Source organism: Methanobacterium sp. (assembly GCF_038562635.1).
Classification (GTDB): Archaea; Methanobacteriota; Methanobacteria; order Methanobacteriales; family Methanobacteriaceae; genus Methanobacterium_D.
Genome location: NZ_JBCFBO010000001.1, coordinates 256,017 through 273,411 on the forward strand (window position 1 = coordinate 256,017; position 17,395 = coordinate 273,411).

15 protein-coding genes are annotated in these 17,395 nt (G+C 34.2%); 5 read left to right on the top strand and 10 right to left on the bottom strand.

Annotation, left to right across the window (positions count from 1 at the left end; translation table 11 throughout):
• Positions 1–6: 6 nt before the first annotated feature.
• The 4 genes from AAGU07_RS01235 to AAGU07_RS01250 form a co-directional block, all read right to left on the bottom strand.
• Positions 7–2,742, bottom strand: coding sequence for an HAD-IC family P-type ATPase (locus AAGU07_RS01235; protein WP_342457399.1), 2,736 nt, complete (start codon positions 2,740–2,742; stop codon positions 7–9).
• 406 nt (positions 2,743–3,148) lie between these two features.
• A complete protein-coding gene (locus AAGU07_RS01240) occupies positions 3,149–3,388 on the bottom strand; it encodes a MarR family transcriptional regulator (protein ID WP_342457400.1) in 240 nt (79 codons plus the stop codon).
• A gap of 324 nt (positions 3,389–3,712) precedes the next feature.
• Entirely contained in the window at positions 3,713–4,426 is a 714-nt protein-coding gene (locus AAGU07_RS01245) for a class I SAM-dependent methyltransferase (protein ID WP_342457401.1), read from the bottom strand.
• 652 nt (positions 4,427–5,078) lie between these two features.
• Positions 5,079–5,510 (bottom strand): MarR family transcriptional regulator, encoded by a 432-nt coding sequence (locus AAGU07_RS01250; RefSeq protein WP_342457402.1) that lies wholly within the window; start codon positions 5,508–5,510, stop codon positions 5,079–5,081.
• A gap of 462 nt (positions 5,511–5,972) precedes the next feature.
• Here AAGU07_RS01250 and AAGU07_RS01255 point away from each other — a divergent pair, with 462 nt between their 5' ends.
• The 4 genes from AAGU07_RS01255 (at position 5,973) to AAGU07_RS01270 (ending at position 9,336) form a co-directional block, all read left to right on the top strand.
• A complete protein-coding gene (locus AAGU07_RS01255) occupies positions 5,973–7,238 on the top strand; it encodes a DUF3887 domain-containing protein (RefSeq protein ID WP_342457403.1) in 1,266 nt (421 codons plus the stop codon).
• A 54-nt stretch (positions 7,239–7,292) separates the two neighbouring features.
• Positions 7,293–8,063 carry a CPBP family glutamic-type intramembrane protease gene (locus AAGU07_RS01260; RefSeq protein ID WP_342457404.1) on the top strand — a complete coding sequence of 257 codons (771 nt, stop codon included), beginning with the start codon at positions 7,293–7,295 and terminating at the stop codon, positions 8,061–8,063.
• Between the two features lie 377 nt (positions 8,064–8,440).
• Positions 8,441–8,773 carry a hypothetical protein gene (locus AAGU07_RS01265; RefSeq protein ID WP_342457405.1) on the top strand — a complete coding sequence of 111 codons (333 nt, stop codon included), beginning with the start codon at positions 8,441–8,443 and terminating at the stop codon, positions 8,771–8,773.
• A gap of 251 nt (positions 8,774–9,024) precedes the next feature.
• Entirely contained in the window at positions 9,025–9,336 is a 312-nt protein-coding gene (locus AAGU07_RS01270; protein WP_342457406.1) for a hypothetical protein, read from the top strand.
• A 748-nt stretch (positions 9,337–10,084) separates the two neighbouring features.
• Here AAGU07_RS01270 and AAGU07_RS01275 read toward each other — a convergent pair.
• The gene (locus tag AAGU07_RS01275) at positions 10,085–10,975 is read right to left on the bottom strand and encodes an alpha/beta hydrolase (RefSeq protein ID WP_342457407.1); all 891 of its coding nucleotides are present in this window, start codon (positions 10,973–10,975) and stop codon (positions 10,085–10,087) included.
• Positions 10,976–11,648: 673 nt separating this feature from the next.
• On the opposite strand from AAGU07_RS01275, the gene AAGU07_RS01280 reads away from it, so the two are divergent.
• A complete protein-coding gene (locus AAGU07_RS01280) occupies positions 11,649–11,945 on the top strand; it encodes a hypothetical protein (RefSeq protein ID WP_342457408.1) in 297 nt (98 codons plus the stop codon).
• Between the two features lie 571 nt (positions 11,946–12,516).
• On the opposite strand, the gene dapB is transcribed toward AAGU07_RS01280, so the two are convergent.
• The 5 genes from dapB to AAGU07_RS01305 all read right to left on the bottom strand — a co-directional run bounded on the left by dapB (position 12,517) and on the right by AAGU07_RS01305 (position 17,217).
• A complete protein-coding gene (gene dapB, locus AAGU07_RS01285; RefSeq protein ID WP_342457409.1) occupies positions 12,517–13,338 on the bottom strand; it encodes a 4-hydroxy-tetrahydrodipicolinate reductase in 822 nt (273 codons plus the stop codon).
• A gap of 97 nt (positions 13,339–13,435) precedes the next feature.
• Positions 13,436–14,902, bottom strand: coding sequence for an MDR family MFS transporter (locus AAGU07_RS01290; protein ID WP_342457410.1), 1,467 nt, complete (start codon positions 14,900–14,902; stop codon positions 13,436–13,438).
• A gap of 61 nt (positions 14,903–14,963) precedes the next feature.
• The gene (locus AAGU07_RS01295) at positions 14,964–15,680 is read right to left on the bottom strand and encodes a hypothetical protein (RefSeq protein ID WP_342457411.1); all 717 of its coding nucleotides are present in this window, start codon (positions 15,678–15,680) and stop codon (positions 14,964–14,966) included.
• Positions 15,681–15,727: 47 nt separating this feature from the next.
• Positions 15,728–16,414, bottom strand: a complete 687-nt coding sequence (locus tag AAGU07_RS01300) for a DUF169 domain-containing protein (protein ID WP_342457412.1) — start codon at positions 16,412–16,414, stop codon at positions 15,728–15,730.
• A gap of 158 nt (positions 16,415–16,572) precedes the next feature.
• The gene (locus AAGU07_RS01305; protein ID WP_342457413.1) at positions 16,573–17,217 is read right to left on the bottom strand and encodes a TetR/AcrR family transcriptional regulator; all 645 of its coding nucleotides are present in this window, start codon (positions 17,215–17,217) and stop codon (positions 16,573–16,575) included.
• Between the last annotated feature and the right edge of the window lie 178 nt (positions 17,218–17,395).

Consider the following 17,395-nt stretch of genomic DNA (forward strand, 5'->3'; position numbering starts at 1 on the left):
AAATATTTATTTTTGCTTTAAATGATGTTTTCTATTACTGTAACGGAGATATCCCTTGAATAGCTCCCCTATAATAAAAAGTAATATCGCTGGAATGAAACATATACCCCACTGATACGCATCAAGTGAAACAGTCCCAAAGAGCTCATGGAAAATCCTTGATTCGGTAATGAGGATTGTACCTAATAAAATCCAGAGATACGCATAAAGGAGTCGGGTATTTGAAAAAGTGGCGCTTTGAAATGATGTATCTTTAGGAAATCGAAGATTTAGAGCAAGAAAGATATTCATCAGTGATATTGACACAAGTCCCATAGTTTGACCTATCTGCATGGAACCGTAGGATACTTGCCCTATATGATACACATAGAGCGATGTAACTGCCATGAATGCCCCTGCAATAAATAATCGAATATACATTCCTTTCGAGATGATTCCTTCATCGTGTTTTCGAGGCTTACGAGTCATAATACCTGGCGATGCCATATCAAGCCCAAACATTACTCCAATGGGTGCAACAACGAGCATGTGAACCCATAACACTTGACCTGGTGTAAAAAGTGCCGTACCGGCTATGGCAAATATCGAAGAACCCAAAAAAGCCAGTATAAACATAAACATGTTAGCGATCTGTATTCTAAGAAATTTTTGCAGGTTATCATAGATCTTACGCCCTTCTTCGATGGCAGTCACTATTGTTTTGAAATTGTCATCAACAAGGATCATCTTGGCAGCTCCTTTAGCTACGTCAGTACCTGTAATGCCCATTGCAATACCTATATCTGCTGCTTTAATTGATGGAGCATCATTTACACCGTCACCAGTCATTGCCACAATATTACCTTTCTTCTTAAGAGTTTTCACCAGCCTGACCTTATGTTCCGGCGCGACCCTGGCAAGAACTCCAATCTCGTCGATCTGGTTTTCCGCTTCCCCCTCACTTAGTGCCGCAAATTCTGCACCAGTAATAGTCCTTCCATCAATACCCAGTTCCCTGCCAATTGCCTCAGCTGTAACTGCATGGTCTCCAGTAATCATCCTGACCCGGACGCCAGCCTGTTTTGCCTTTCTAATAGCATCTTTTGCTTCTGCACGTGGTGGATCCACTTCCCCAATAAGTGCCGTCATCATGAGACCCTGCATGAGGGACATCAACTCACCATTGGGATCAAAAGATGAAGGGTCAAAATCTTTCTGGGCAAGGGCAAGAACTCTTAATCCTTCACCGGCTATACGTTCGTTTTCATCTTCAACTTTCTTCCTGTCATCTGCACTAAGCTCATGAGCCGATCCATCAGGCATCCGCCCATATGCAGACAACCCAATGATCACATCAGGAGCCCCCTTAACATATGCTCGGATTACAGGCATACCTTCGCTTGTTTTCATCTTATGGAAGGTTGCCATGAATTTATATTCTGAATCAAATGGAATGCTTGCAATTCGAGGATTATTCTTCCGGAACTCCCGGACATTCAGGCCTCCTTTTTCAGCAAGTACATAAAGAGCAGCTTCAGTCGGGTCTCCAACAACTTCTCCATCCTTAATATCAGTGTCGATGCAAAGAGCACATGGAAAAAGGACATAATCAAGGTTCTCTTCTGGTCCCCCTTCAGTTCTCTCTATTTTTCCATCAAAGCTGTATCCTTCCCCAGAGACTGTATAACGGCGTTGTGCTGTTGAAATGTCCCGTACAGTCATCTGGTTCATTGTCAGTGTCCCAGTCTTATCTGAATTGATTGCTGAGGTGGATCCCAGCGTTTCTACTGCAGGCAGGTTTTTGATGATGGCATTTTTCTTTGCCATCGCCACCATGCCCATGGCCAATATGGTGGTTACGACAGCTGGCAGTGCATCAGGAATAGAACCTATAGCCAGGGATATACCTATATTGAACAGGTTTGTGAAGGATCCTCCCTGGGAAAGCCCAATTGTTAGAATACAAATAAATGCTATCACTGCTATTCCTATAATAAATAAGGTGACCCTGTCGATCTGCTGCATGAGGGGAGTTTTTCCTGCTTTATGTTCTTTTAGCATGGTGGCAATATGTCCTACTTCCGAGTTCATGCCTGTCTGGGTAACTAAAATCTCACCATGTCCACGGGTCACGTTAGTGTTCATGAAAGCCATGTTAACCCTATCACCAAGTGGAATATCCTTTTTGGTGATCACATCATTGTTCTTATCAACAGCCATGCTCTCACCGGTAAGTGCAGCCTCTTCCACCTGGAGATTTGCAGCGATCATCACCCTGCCGTCGGCAGGGACACGATCACCAGCATCTAAAATCACTATATCTCCAGCTACAATTTTATCGGCATCAATTTGAGTAACGGAACCATCCCGCCGCACTTTAGAAACAACTTTCATCATTTTATTAAGTTCCGCAACACTCTTAGAAGCTTTGGCTTCCTGACGATACCCCAGATTAGCAATAAAGACTGTTAAAAGAATAAGGAGTATAAAAGTTCTGATTTCACCAATTAAAAGGCCCACTATAGCTGCAACAACGAGGACTATCTGCATGTAAGCCTTGTACTGCTCTAACCATTTTCTCCATGCAGGTTTTTCTTTTTCCTCTTCAAGCACGTTTGACCCATAGCTCTTTAAGCGATTAATTGCTTCAGTAGAACTAAGCCCTTCCTCAGGGGAAATTCCCATCTTTTTTGCAGCCTCTTCCTTGCTTAAAGTGTACCACACTTCTTCAATGCCCGAAGATCGCGGTGATGGATTAGACATATTTTTGGCTCCTCTAAAATACGTTGGAGGTTGATACTGGAATTAATTACTTACTAAATTCATCTCTTTTATACTAAGTAATAATATATAAAGATATATTAATAAAATTTATGAAGATATTAAAAGAATTAAAATTACATGATGCCTTATTAATTTAGTATTAAATGATTTTTTTATAAAAAGAGAGAATATACGAATTTTTAAAATGATTAAATTAAGGATATTTAATTTATATAGAAAAATAAATTGCCATGATACAAATTTAAAATAAAGAAAATGCAAGTTAAAAATGCCGCTCATTAAAATATATAATGTAAATTCTTAATTTCCATGGCAATTTAATTAAATAGAAATATACTCTGATTAAAAGGTAAAGCAGAGGGATCTTTAATGGTTAAAAATAAATTTATTTAATATTTTCACTTATTTTAAACAGTATTTCTTTAAAGGTTTCTATTTCTTCATCACTAAGACCATTTAACATTTTTTTAGTGATTTCTAAATTTTCTTTATCGATGTCCAATAATAATTTTTTACCTTTAGGAGTTAATTCAATTAAAAGTTTTCTACGGTCGTTTTCTCCTACTTTCCTGTTTACGAACCCTTTTTCTAACAGCCTATCTATAGTCCTTGTTGGAGTACTCAACCAGTGTTTCTTTACATTCTTCCATTTTAAAATTAAAAACAAACTATGAAATCTTTTTAACAATTATATCCATTTTTCTTAGAAAATATCAATAAATAATCAGTTGAATCGAATTTTAAAGCTAACCTAACCAACATTAATTCCAAAATTTAGCAAAAATATACTTAATGTAAGATTTAATGTCCACTGATTATTCTAACAATTGGAAGAACTTTAGTCTTTTCCACATCTAGAACAAAGACGAACTTGACTTAAAAAATAGTATTTAAAAATGTTTATAAATTATCCCATCATAATTGTACCACTAACAAAAGTTAAATATTACTACATATGTGGTTCACTTTTAGATTCGAGTATAACTTCCCAGTTATAATATCCAAATATAGGAATACTTATTTTTCTAAGATAAGCTAAAAAAGAATTTTGAAAAACATTTCTTTTAGAACCCATTTTACGAAGAATAAAATCAATTATCGACATTTTAATTAATGATTTGTTGTTATATACTATTTTAAAACCATTATTCTGGATAATATCTAATAGTTGACTGTCTTTCGTATATTCTCGTACATGTGTTGGATCTAAAGTCCATTTGCCATTACATCTATAAAAATACCATGCATATCTTTTTTTGAAAACTGTTGAAAGGTAAACAATTCCATTGCTATTTAATATTCTCCTAATTTCTTTAATCATTGCTTCATCATCTTCAACATGCTCTATAACTTGAGTAGTCGTAACAAAATCGATACTACCATCCTTAATATCTTTAAGGTTACAGGTATCTGAGATATAACAAATAAAATCTTCATTTATTTTTTTGACTTTATCAATTCGTAATTGGGACAAATCAACAGCATACACATTTTTTCCATCAAAAAACCCTTTGTTATTAAGGGCATATAATAATGAACCATCACCACAGCCTAAATCTATATATGAATCCCATTTTATATTTTTAACAAATTTTAAAAGTATAGATGGTATTACTTCACTATAAAATTGTGTACTATTTTTTGAATATTTCTCAAAGTCCATTTTTTAAATCCCCTAATGAAATTAAGCGTTTATTTAATTCACCATAGAAACTAAATATCCTGTAGCATTTAATATTTCCTCTAAAAAATCAAGATCATCGAATTTAAAATCTAAACGAATCCACCAATAATTTTTGAGGGCATGCCATCCTCTATTATCATTCCATATAATTCACATATTTCAATATTTAAAATTTTATTTGTTAATTATATGTTTATTGTTAATACTATTGGATATTATTATATATAAATTTTGATAAATTGTTTGCTTTTTAAAATAAGTAAACTTGAAATAATGACTTTAAAATGTAAAATTTCGTTCTATTAAATAGATATTTACATTGATTAAAAAATATGATTGTGTAATCTCCCCCATATTTAAAAATTATACTACAAAACAGAAACATTAGTATATTTTTAAATACACTGAAGAAGTAGAAATAAATAAAATAGGAATAGATTAAATATAAATCATTACGTTTTTTTAAATAATTTTTAATTTTAATTCTTTATTTATTCAGTTTTTCTATTCAGTAAAAATAAAGACTATACGTTGCAATCATCCATTTTAATAAATTCTCGCGTATTAATCAATCAGTAGTCCGTTTAATCAGGACACTTTATTTAAACTTAATATAAACAGGATATGTTTTTTATTCAATATTTTCACTTATTTTAAACAGTATTTCTTTAAAGGTTTCTATTTCTTCATCACTAAGACCATTTAACATTTTTTTAGTGATTTCTAAATTTTCTTTATCGATGTCCAATAATAATTTTTTACCTTTAGGAGTTAATTCAATTAAAAGTTTTCTACGGTCGTTTTCTCCTACTTTCCTGTTTACGAACCCTTTTTCTAACAGCCTATCTATAGTCCTTGTTGGAGTACTCACTGCAACACCCAGTGTTTCGGCAATTTGTTTCATAGTTTTAGGCTCATCAGGCCCTATTGCATAAATTGCACTTGCCTCAGCTATAGTTAAATTCTTATAAATTTTTAACAATGTTTCTTGACTTGCTTTACTCAATTTATTGTTTATTACATCAAAAAGAGCTGTAACTACCCTTATATCATCATCATTCATAGTTGATTTTCTATCATTTTCTTGATATAAATATTCCGATAGCTATATATTCCGACAAGTATATATTATAGTTATCAAATATTATGTGTTACAGATAGTTTGATATGCGTAATATTGAGGGGTTGAAGAAAATCTCTTCGAGATTTTAGAAAATACTATGTATTTTCTAACCGGAGGAAACTAAGTTTCCCCGGCCCCGAAAACGGAGTTTTCGAGGGCTCCCAAAAAATTCATAGAATTTTTTGAGGATTTTCTGAACACTCGAAAATTTTTATAAAAATTTTCGGTGCTCACAAAACTTTCAGTTTTGTGGCAGTAAAAATTCTGTGAATTTTTACATGCCCCGAAATTCTATGAATTTTAGAAAAATGCCTTGCATTTTTCTAACTCCCAAAAATCGAAATTCATCGATTTTTGAGGATTTCGAGGGCCCAAAAATCAGAGATTTTTAGAGGTTAAATTATGAATTCATTTGAAGATTTAAAAGAAACAGCACAAAATTTCATTGGCCTGCTGCTTGCAGGTGATTTTACATCTGCCGCCAGTAAATTCGATGACCAGATGAAAATTGCCTTAAATGAGGCCAAATTACAAGAAATATGGATAAATGCAATAGGGGAAGCAGGAGCTCTACTGCAGATAAATACGCCGAAGACAGTCGAAGTAGAAAGTTACAGGATTGTTACTATTCCATGCAGTTTTCAAAGATCTATAATTGATGTACAGATGGCTTTTAACAAAGAGGGTCAGATCAGCGGGTTAAACTTTATTCCAACAAGTATGGAATATCATGCACCTGACTATGTTGAAAAATCTACGTTTCATGAGGTTGATGTGACTATTGGTGAAGGTAAATGGGCACTGCCTGGAACTTTAACAGTACCTGACAGTTCTGGACCTTTTCCCGGCTTAGTACTGGTACATGGTTCCGGTCCAAATGATAGAGACGAAACAATTGGCCCCAACAAAATATTTAAAGACATTGCATGGGGTTTAGCTTCAGAAGGCATTGCGGTGCTTCGATATGATAAAAGAACTTTCGTACACGCCAAAAAGTTAACACCTGATCTGGTGGATGAAATGACTGCTAAAGAAGAAGTAATAGACGATGCAATGCTTGCCGCCAATCTAATGCGCAAAACAGAAGGCATAAACCCTAAACGTGTGTTCTTACTTGGGCACAGCCTGGGGGCCACACTAGCTCCACGTATAAGTCAACAGGATGATGAATTAGCTGGGATAATAATCATGGCAGGCATGACTCGTTCAATAGAAGAAGCAATTTTAGACCAGTTTACTTACCTGTATAGTTTAGATGGTAATATAACCGAACAGCAAAAGGCTGAACTTGATGATTTAAAAGAAAAAGTGGACAAATTGAAGGACCCGGAATTTATAGAAAACATTTCAAGACAGGACTTACCTTTAGCAATGCCTGTTGCTTACTGGAAAGATTTACACAACTATGACCCAGTAAATACTGTTAAAAATTTAAATACGTCAATTTTAGTTCTTCAAGGCGGGCGCGATTACCAGGTACTTGAATCTAAAGATTTTAAAGGGTGGAAAGATGTCCTTAATAACAAGGAGAATGCTGCTTTAAAAGTATTCCCAGAGTTAAACCATTTGTTCATAGCTGGTGAGGGCAAATCAAGTCCCCAGGAGTACATGGTTGAAGGTCATGTCGAAAAAGAGGTAATAGATTCCATTGCGGAGTGGATAAAATAAGCTGCCTCGAAAACAATTACTTTCTGGGCAGTTCTACAAATTTATGGTGAAAATATGAAAACCAACTGGAAATTGTTTATAATTTTACTAATTGCAAGTATATTTGGGACAATAGCTGTATTTCCCTACACGTTGACATTAGAGGGAAGTGTACTCCAGAACTTACAGGTACCTTTATACGCGTTCTTAACCGGTCAAATCATACAGACTACAATTATGTTTGCTGTTGTTATTCTTATTGGTCTTTTCCTCGCTAAGAAGGTCGGACTTGGCCTTCCAATTCTAGAAGGTTGGCTTGAAGGTAGAAAAGTGAAAGGTTACCTGAAATCAATACTTGGAATATCTATTGGGCTTGGAATACTGGCAGGGTTTCTGATAATCGGGCTCGACTATTTGTTTTCCTTTGCAGGCGCAACAATTAATGTGGCTCAAGCTTCAATTAACCCTCCCGTATGGCAGGGGTTCCTGGCATCATTTTACGGCGGAATAAATGAAGAAATCCTGTTAAGATTGTTCTTAATGACCCTTCTTGTATGGATATTCTTTAAAATTAAGAAAACAAGCGACGGAAAACCAACAAAAACAGGAATGTGGCTGGCCATTATTTTAGCTGCAGTTTTCTTCGGTATTGGCCACCTACCTGCCGTAATGACTATAACGGCACTTACACCCCTGGTGGTTGTACGCACTATCATTTTAAACGCTGCAGGTGGAATTATATTTGGATGGCTTTACTGGAAGAAAGGGCTTGAATCTGCTATGATATCTCACTTTTCAGCAGATATCGTGCTGCACGTAATCGTGCCTTTCTTGGTGTTGATGTAAGATATTAAATCCCCCTTTTTTTAAATTTTTTTTATATTTTTTCTTTTATTTCTAATTGAACTTCCCCACCCATAAGAACTAATTCCATAATTTTTTTAAGGGTCCAAATTTAAAATTAGATACGCTGGACTTTTCCACAGTACTTATTCTGCACCTGGAATAAATTTAAAATAATTTTATTTGAATTCATTCCGGTACTTGTTTGCACCTGGAATTAATTCTAAAATTCTTACAAGGGGTTATAGTACTGCAATTTTAAAACACAACCAATTCAATTTACTAAAATGAAAAGGCCTTGAATTTCTTTAAAAACTAAAATTATTTATGATATGCTTAGAAAGTGATATAAAAAGATATTAATTGGGAGGGCAATTAGATTGGTAAGAGTCAGAGATAATGGGCTGCTCGCATTAGGGCTTTTATTTGTATTTCCTACAGTTTATCTTATAGTTTCAAGTTATTCTATATCATTTGTTAATTTCTATTTTCTTTTAACCGGGTTATTTCTAATTTTTAACAGTGTTTTAGAGCATAAAACAGCATCATTATCCATAATATTTAGTTTCATATTGTTACTAGCTGTTTTTATCGCCATAATGAATCTAAATATTTACCCCTGGTCTAAAGAAAGTTTAATTAGCATTATAACTGGAGTAACATTCTTAATACGTGGAATAATTATATATTTAGGTTATTTATCCGAAAAATAAGTTATTTCTCTAAAATAAAGGCAAATTTCTCTAATAATATCCAATGCATTAAATAGAGGTGCTGTACCACCCTTCCGTTTTATTATTAAATTTTATACAATTCATATTTTTAGTACTGCAAAAATAGGACTATACTGGGCTGCTTTTTATTTTTTTTCAAAAATAGGGGAAAATAGTAAATTATTCCCAACAAGTATTATATATAATTAAAATAAAATGTAATCTAACTAATTTGAACAGGATATGAAACCATGTATGAAAATAAAGTAATAGCTTTTGTAATAGCTTTAATTTTTTCAATGGCTACGCTTACTGGGGCAGTGTCAGCTGTAAATTTCAGTCCCGGAGGCGATATCCCTGCTGTTACAACTGAAACTTCAATGAATTATCCCATTGTTGGGACCATTGATTTTACTGCTGAAAATTTGACCAATAAGACGAAGTTATCAGATGAACGATCTAAGGAACCTGGAGACTACCACTATAAAAAACAAAAACAAGGCATTGAAAAACTGAAAACCCTCAGTACTAGCGGCATCCCCCCAAAAAGCCAGGTGAAATAATAATGTATAATATACCCCGATTAATGTCTATGATGAGTACTGTTAAAACTAAAATAACATACAATTTCTCTAAATTCTATAAAAAGCTCAAATAATTTTAATTATTCTTTTTATTAAATTTTTTTCAATTAAATAACTGTGAAGCGGTACTTGCAGTCCTTAAATGCAGTCTTTTCCTGGGAAGGGGTGGAGTATTTAATTAAATATGTGATATATTAATTAAGATAATCAAGTTCCTTGAAGGGAAGTTATCTTTGTAATATACGTGTATGACGTCCGTAAGAGTTTAAAGTTTGCAGTTTATCTTTAAGGGATTGTCACGCTAGTGGTTCCTTAAAAATGTTTTATTAATGATTTTCGTCAAATACCATTTTATTTGATTTCATAAAGAAGAAGCCAAAAAAGAATTTAATTAGGGTCGTATTAATGAATTCATTAACGGTCCCATTTGATAAATTCACTTGAAGTGTATCTTTATAGGATCCTTGGTATTACTCCCCCATAGGACACTATCAATAAGGTTTGCAATACTCCTCTAGAGCTCATCTAAGAATCATATTTCCTCTTTTTTTAAACACCCGCTAGGGGCTACTACCTATTAGAAGTCACGTTGTAATTATTTTCTTTAATGATTTCATTGTAGGATTCATCAAAGAACCAATTAGAACATATTTACTACTCAAAAATTAATTTAAACTTTATTTTTGAAAATAATGAATATAAGGCTTTATTAAAATATATTAAAGCTTTATCCACTTAAAAACTCCAAAACTTTTCCAATCACCAGTTCCTCTTGCACATGCATCAAATCATGCCCTGCATTTGGAACAAGTTCAATATTGATCTGAGGGGCAACTGAATTAAGACGTTTTACGGCCTCATGAGCAGAATATGTCTTCTCATTCTCACCAACAACAAATAATGCAGGCACTTGGATACCTTGCAATTCTTCATTCTCAAAAACTCTAGGTTGAATAGCAGGTTTTATTTCGAAATAAGACGCTGCAATCTTTTGTTCTTCCATTATTACCTCAATTTTTTCCCGATTAGCTTCATCTTTCTGTAAAAAGTCCTCATATAACCATGAAATTAAATTATTTGCACCTTCAATGTCCGATAGTATTTGGGCCATTTTAGCCAAAAATTCTGGAGACATTGGTTGTACTATAGCCGGCATTACCATTACCATATTGTGCAGCCTTTCAGGATGAACTAATGCGTATTCAGCTGTCAACCATGCCCCATATGATGCACCCATTAAATTAATATTGTTTTCCAGTCCAATGGCTGTGAATAACTCATCCAACCATGCTGTAAAATCATCAGGACCATTAACAGTTCTTATAGATACACTCAACCCAATATCACTGATATTATCCACTGCATATGTCCTGAACTGTTGGGATAATTCTTTAATTTGCGGCATCCAAGATAATGAATTCCCGCCCAATCCAGTTAGCAACACCAGAGGCGGTCCATCAGATGGCCCACTAATTTGCACAAATGTCTGACCATACGAAGTGTCAATCATTTTAGACTCTGAAGGTATCGGCCATTCATTCAATTTCTCATTATACATCCTAAGATACTTTTCTTTTGCTTCTTCAGATTTAAAGGGGTAATATTCTGTAATTTCCATAAATTATCACTTTCCATAATTAATTATTATTAATTTTTTAAATTATGGTTAAAATATGTATATAAATGTTTCATTTCAAATTAAATTAAAAATTAAATTTCATTTGGATTAAATTCATAAAATAGAGCTCATTAAGGCATCTTATAGTTTAAATAGAAAAATAAATACAGCGAGGATTCTTTTACTCTTATTATTCCACACCTTATCAACATTAAAAATATCTATATTTTTGAATACATTTGATAGGCACCTTCTTATTGAATTCACCAATTTACATTCCATAGAAACACCGTTCTTTTATCTAGGGTTGCAATACTCCTCAAGAGCTATTTTAAGAACCATATCCCAACTTTTTCTAAAGGCTAAACTCCCGCTAGGGGCTACTATTCTATGGTTAGATTCTGGATCCAGCTGAGGGATTCTATAAATTAGAGCTCGTCATTGCTACATAAAAAAGGTGCATATATCTGGTTTCAGGTGAAATTACCCTATTAATTTGAAACTGCTTTTATCTATCATTAATTAAAAAATTAGAGTTATTTTATAAACTTCTTAAGCTAGAGAACTTGAAAAGTAATATTTGTATAATTAAACCTTAATAACTCCTAATAAGCACTAAAAAAACGATAGTTAAAAGTAATTTGTGGAATATAATATAATGCAGTGAGAAACTATGAAATGTGATAAAAGTGTATTTAAGTTAAAAGAAGTAGCAGATATTGAAAATTATATATGGAATTTTAGAGGGTCTGGTTTATTATTTAATTACATAAATCCCATAAACAAAAAATTAAGCGAATTAAAAGACCCAGCATATATTGAAAAAAGTAGCAGTGACCATGATACTATAAATGTTTTTTTCAAGATAAACCCTGCTCCTGATTTAACTTTAGAATCCATAAAATCTAAGAAAGAAGAATTTTTAGAGTATTTTGAGAAAGTGGGAGATGAAATAGTCAATGGAAATTAAAGGAACTCCATTGTACAGGTGTATTTGCCCATTTTAAATTAAAATATTCCAATATTTGCTCATTAACACATTAAACAATCGTGGACACTTGTTTTTGTAGTTGTCCATGACTAATTTTATAAAAAAAATCATGAGATTTTAAATCTTTTAAAAAATGTTGATGGGTGACTAGTACATTAAATAATTCCCTTCATTAGTACCGTTTACGTTTTTAAAATCAAATTTAACTAAAGGAATATGAATTTTATAAAAAATATTTTTAATAAATTTAAATAAATAACAATCATTTGCTCATGTCTATGATCCTGTGTATGAGTTATACTTATGTTAAATTGTAATTTTAATTGATTACATGGGACTCATCTTAAAAAATGCAATTTACTTAACCAGACACACGAAAATGAAACAATATTATTTGCACAAATTCGGGGCATGAGCGTAATCATTTATATATTCTAAAAGATTAAATAAGATATTTTATTTAAAATTTAAGGCTGTTTTCAATTTTCATCCGATTCCAAGCAATATTCCAGATATTAAGTTAAATTAGAAATCTCAACTAAACAAACCATCATTTTATACCTAAAACATCCCCCATATCACTAATTTCCTTTGAAGCCCCAACAACATAGCGCACTGCTTTAATCACTCCAGTTACGAATGCCTGCCTGCTGTGTGCCCTGTGGACAACTTCAATCCGCTCCCCTTCACCTGCAAAAAGCACGGTATGGTCTCCAACGATATCTCCACCGCGGACGGCATGTAACCCTATTTCTCCTTCTCCTCGTTCGCCTACCATTCCATGTCTGCCATGTACACAGTTTTCATCTTTATTTCTTCCAAGTGCCTCAGCCATAATTTCATAGGCTTTAACAGCGGTCCCTGAAGGTGCATCTGCTTTATGCTTGTGGTGAGCTTCTATTATTTCGATATCATAATCCTCATTTAAGATTTTGGAAAGATCTTTGATGATTTTAAAGAACACATTCACACCTACAGCCATATTTGGAGAAATAACTGCTTTTATCTTATTTTCTTCGATAGATTCTTTTATCGATGACATCTGTTCATCTGAAAATCCAGTTGTACCTACAACTACATTAACTCCACATTCTGCTGAAGTTTTAATTGTCTCCACAGCTGCGTCTGCTATAGTAAAATCAACAAGTACATCTGCTTTCGTTTCCTTTAAAACATCGACAAGTTTTTGCGCACCATTTACTGGAACGCCAATATTTCCCACACCTGTTACTTCACCTGCATCCTTTCCTTCAAGTGGAGTATCTGGCGACCCTATAGCTACCGCCAGTTCCATATCTTCCTGTTCAAGTATAGCTTTAATTATTTTAGAACTTATTCTCCCGCCTGCACCTGTTACAGCTACTTTAATCATTTTATTACCTCTAATTAGTTCAAATTACAAATTTAAAATTCATCCTGTTGTATTTAAGTGATTTCCGATATTTTAAGATTTATATAAATATTAAAAGTTATTTTACTTTTTCTATACACTCCCCAGAAACTTCTTCTTGAGTTACCGGTGCATCTCCACTTAAAGGTATTTCTTTAAGTAAGAACGCGATAATCAATCCTGCAAATGCCAGCACTATGGCTGCAAGGAAAATATTCTGGATAGAAAGTACTAAAGCTTGAGCTTTACCCAGGGTAACTGTAATTTCTAAAGTGAAATTCATTATAAACCCAAATACTGGAACAAATATTATAGTACCTATGTTCCTGAAAAACCGCATTGAAGCTGTTACAATACCTATATCCCGTAGTGTAAATGCATTCTGCACCGCCACATTGAATATATTATATGCCATTCCAGAACCAATACCAAGAATTGTCGAATATGCAATTAGCTCGTAAGGAGACGTACTAGTATTCATTGTAGCAAGAAGTACAACCCCTATTCCGGTTATAATAAATTCAGCAATTACAAGATTTTTATATTTCCCTGTCGTGGATATGATTTGTCCAGTAATTATTGAGGCCATTGTAAGGCTTAAGGACATGGGGATCATGAGGAAACCTGCATTTGTAGCGCTCATTCCTAAAACACCCTGTGCAAATAATGGAACGTAAATTACCCCAGAAAACATCAGTGCACTTGCTAAAAAACTCTCTACTGCTGAAACACTGAATATTGAATTTTTGAATAATCTCAACGGTAAAATAGGTTCTGCAGCTTTTCCCTCAGCCAAGATGAACAGTATAAACATGATTCCTGAAAATACAAGAAGTCCGGCTATCTCAACTAATGGGTATTTATTTAGATCTCCTGCAAGTGTTACTGCCAGAAACAGCGAACTTAAAGTTAATGTAAATGTAACGATCCCTGCATAGTCAATGACCTTTTTAACACAATCCAGTTTGAAATTTGGAAGCGAATAAAGAATTAACGCTACAGCAGCAATTCCAACAGGAACATTTACAAAAAAAACCACTCTCCATCCCAAATTATCTGTAATTACACCCCCAAGAATCGGCCCCAAAACATCTGCAAGTCCAAATACTGATGCAAGTATTCCCATATATTTGGCCCTTTCCCTCGGAGAGAAAATTTCTCCAACTACAATAAATGGGAGAGATATTAAAATCCCACCACCAATTCCCTGAAGCCCCCGGAATATAATCAGTTCAAACATACTAGTTGCAAAACCGCACATGACCGAAGTTACAACAAATATGATAATTCCCGCAATTAAAACATGTTTCCTGCCGTAAATATCCGATAATTTACCAAAAATGATTATTGCAATGGTGGATGTTAACATGTAAAATGTAAAGGGCCACACATAGTATTCCATTCCCTGCAGGCTGTTAATAACTTTTGGCATGGCTGTAGCCATAATTGAGTAATCAAAGGCGGCTACAAGGAGCCCCACCATTAATCCGGCCATGATCATGATTATTTTATCTTTAGCAAGGTTATACTGGCTTTCATAATTCATAGTTATCACATGAGGTTCCTTTTTTAAAATATTTTATAATACTTTCCAACAGTCTAAAAGGTTAAATTGTTGTCTTTTTTAGCCTGTTAAAAAGCAGCGCGATCATTGCAGTTGATGCAGGAAATGTAAACGCGAACAAAACAAGTGAGAAAGGGAATCCAAAGTCCAGGTGTGTAACTGCTTGTATAATTGCTACAATCCCGAGTATACCATTTACCACAAATATCCACTTTACTGCTGTTTCCATTTTCCCTCCGCTGAAGAGAAGTCCAATGAAAATCATAGACAGGCTCAGCCATGTATATCCCAGTACTTCCATGGACCAAAAGACAGAATTCAAATTACCGAAGGCAAAGAGAGTAGTTCCATCGAGTAATCCTGTTGAAATACTCTGGGATATGGCAGTCATCTGTAAATAGTAATTGGCAGTGATCTGTGCTAGATATACCACTGCAAAGACGATGCCAAGCAGGCTTAATATCTGTTTTCTTTCAGGGGTGAATCTGTGAATACTTACAGTTAGAATAAGGTATAAAGGCGCGATAAGGAAACATGGGACCACAAACATCAGTATCTGCCAGTAATGCTGAGTGTAAGATTGGGCATAAACTTCTATACCCTGCCAGTTAAAATTCAGTGGAAATATTACAAAAGTAACTACAAGCGCGATCAGAAACATAGCTGATGCGATAGTAACACCCACTGCAGACCATGTACCAATTCTAGCCTCAAGTAAAAGCTGTTTAGGTGTTTTCTTTATATTTAAGTTTTCAATCATGATTTTTCCCCATTAGATTTCAATTACGATTTTTAAAAAAAAAGGAATTATTCTTCCCTAAAGAACATTTTAGTCCTCATCTCCTCCAAATTAGAAACTATACGTGAGAGATCGCTTCCAGGAATACTGACCATTATATCTTCCTGATTGATGTCCATACTTTTCCTTGCTGCAACGTCGCCGAACCCGTAAGTGACTTTTCCAGTCATGTAAGGGGTTGCGGCCATTGAACTGCATACAGGAACTGCGTCGGTGCCTATCCCATGTTTTCCTGAATCGTATGCATTTGCATGGAGTATTTCCATTCCTTGTTTTGCACTGCAGAGCATGAATATCACGTCAGCTTCAAAGTCAGCCTTATTAAGGGGAGCAAAAATAATTGCACTGAAAATTCCAGGGTTTAGGTAAGTTTCATTTTCCCTTGAACGCTGCACTGCTGGAATATTCTTATACAGGCCATTTGGAACCATAAATGCTCCGCTTTGTACATTTGCAGGGTATTCTCGCATGTCTTTAAGTCCAGAATATCTTGCACCGCCCATACATTCTTCCTCTTCTAAAGTAGAATAGAATATTTTGCCGTCCATTGCTTTTACAAGCTTTGTACAAAATCTTGATTTACCTTCTTCTTTCTCAACATTTCTCGGCTCACTTACAAACCATTTTATAGCCACCGGTTCATTTTCCAATTTTAAAAGTTCATTTAATTTTTCTCCCAATTCATTATAATCCATATTTAACACCTCTTTTTACAATAAAACCCCTATATTAAGCTAAATTTTGCCATATATTTTTTCATGCTTAATTTTTTTAATTAAAGAGCCATATCACGGTCAAACTTTTTTATAAAAAAATTTATACCCTCTTACAATCTTGCAACTAATTCATTCCGTTATTTCCTTAACATGTGGAGAAACAAATCACCTATATCACTGGTAAATTTCTCCTCATCAATTCCCCTGTTTTCGAGCATTTCTTTAGCCCAGTCGCCCATATTCACCTTACCGTTGAAGATCACAGATAAGAGAATTGCAGCTTCCACTGGATCCACGTCTGGCCTGATTTCACCATTATCTATACCTTTTTGTATGGAATCTATTCCTACAGACATTATTTCCTTGAATAATCCTCTTACTTCCTGGAACTCTTCACTGCTGTTCATTTTGTCCATATCAAACTGTTTTTTAATTGATGAAGGGGAGTACAGCAGCCTGAAGTAATCCGGATACTTAGTAGAAAACTCCCTATTTGCATTTCCATATGCTATAAACTTTTCTAAACCAGTGCTTCCTTTTTCAACCTCTTCTTTAATCATTTTATCCCAAATTCGGATTCCGCGTAAGACTATGGCAAAGTAAAGCGATTCTTTATTTTTAAAATAAAGGTAAAGCGTACTTTTACCAAGCCCCACTTCTCTTGCTATTTCATCCATAGAAACTTCATCAAAGTCCCTATCAATTAACAGCTTTCTAGCAGCATCAATGATATCATTTTGACGCTGCTCCCTTTCTCTTTCCTTCCATTTTGCAAGTGACATATTATTTCACCTATACCAATTATGACTGTTAAATCATGTTAATGACTCATGAGTCAGTAATATAACTTGTGAGTCTAAGAGTATATAAAGGTTTTGGTTTAAAATAAAAACTGCAATACAAAATCAATTATTTAAAAATAGCATTTATTCATTAATAGGGCAGTTAACTTAATAAACC

Excerpts from the sequence above, each read along its gene's own strand:
- AAGU07_RS01235 (WP_342457399.1), bottom strand. The coding sequence starts at position 2,742 with ATGTCTAATCCATCACCGCGATCTTCGGGCATTGAAGAAGTGTGGTAC.
- AAGU07_RS01305 (WP_342457413.1), bottom strand. The coding sequence starts at position 17,217 with ATGTCACTTGCAAAATGGAAGGAAAGAGAAAGGGAGCAGCGTCAAAAT.
- AAGU07_RS01260 (WP_342457404.1), top strand. The coding sequence starts at position 7,293 with ATGAAAACCAACTGGAAATTGTTTATAATTTTACTAATTGCAAGTATA.
- AAGU07_RS01255 (WP_342457403.1), top strand. The coding sequence starts at position 5,973 with ATGAATTCATTTGAAGATTTAAAAGAAACAGCACAAAATTTCATTGGC.
- dapB (WP_342457409.1), bottom strand. The coding sequence starts at position 13,338 with ATGATTAAAGTAGCTGTAACAGGTGCAGGCGGGAGAATAAGTTCTAAA.
- AAGU07_RS01275 (WP_342457407.1), bottom strand. The coding sequence starts at position 10,975 with ATGGAAATTACAGAATATTACCCCTTTAAATCTGAAGAAGCAAAAGAA.
- AAGU07_RS01295 (WP_342457411.1), bottom strand. The coding sequence starts at position 15,680 with ATGATTGAAAACTTAAATATAAAGAAAACACCTAAACAGCTTTTACTT.
- AAGU07_RS01245 (WP_342457401.1), bottom strand. The coding sequence starts at position 4,426 with ATGGACTTTGAGAAATATTCAAAAAATAGTACACAATTTTATAGTGAA.
- AAGU07_RS01250 (WP_342457402.1), bottom strand. The coding sequence starts at position 5,510 with ATGAATGATGATGATATAAGGGTAGTTACAGCTCTTTTTGATGTAATA.
- AAGU07_RS01280 (WP_342457408.1), top strand. The coding sequence starts at position 11,649 with ATGAAATGTGATAAAAGTGTATTTAAGTTAAAAGAAGTAGCAGATATT.
- AAGU07_RS01270 (WP_342457406.1), top strand. The coding sequence starts at position 9,025 with ATGTATGAAAATAAAGTAATAGCTTTTGTAATAGCTTTAATTTTTTCA.
- AAGU07_RS01300 (WP_342457412.1), bottom strand. The coding sequence starts at position 16,414 with ATGGATTATAATGAATTGGGAGAAAAATTAAATGAACTTTTAAAATTG.
- AAGU07_RS01290 (WP_342457410.1), bottom strand. The coding sequence starts at position 14,902 with ATGAATTATGAAAGCCAGTATAACCTTGCTAAAGATAAAATAATCATG.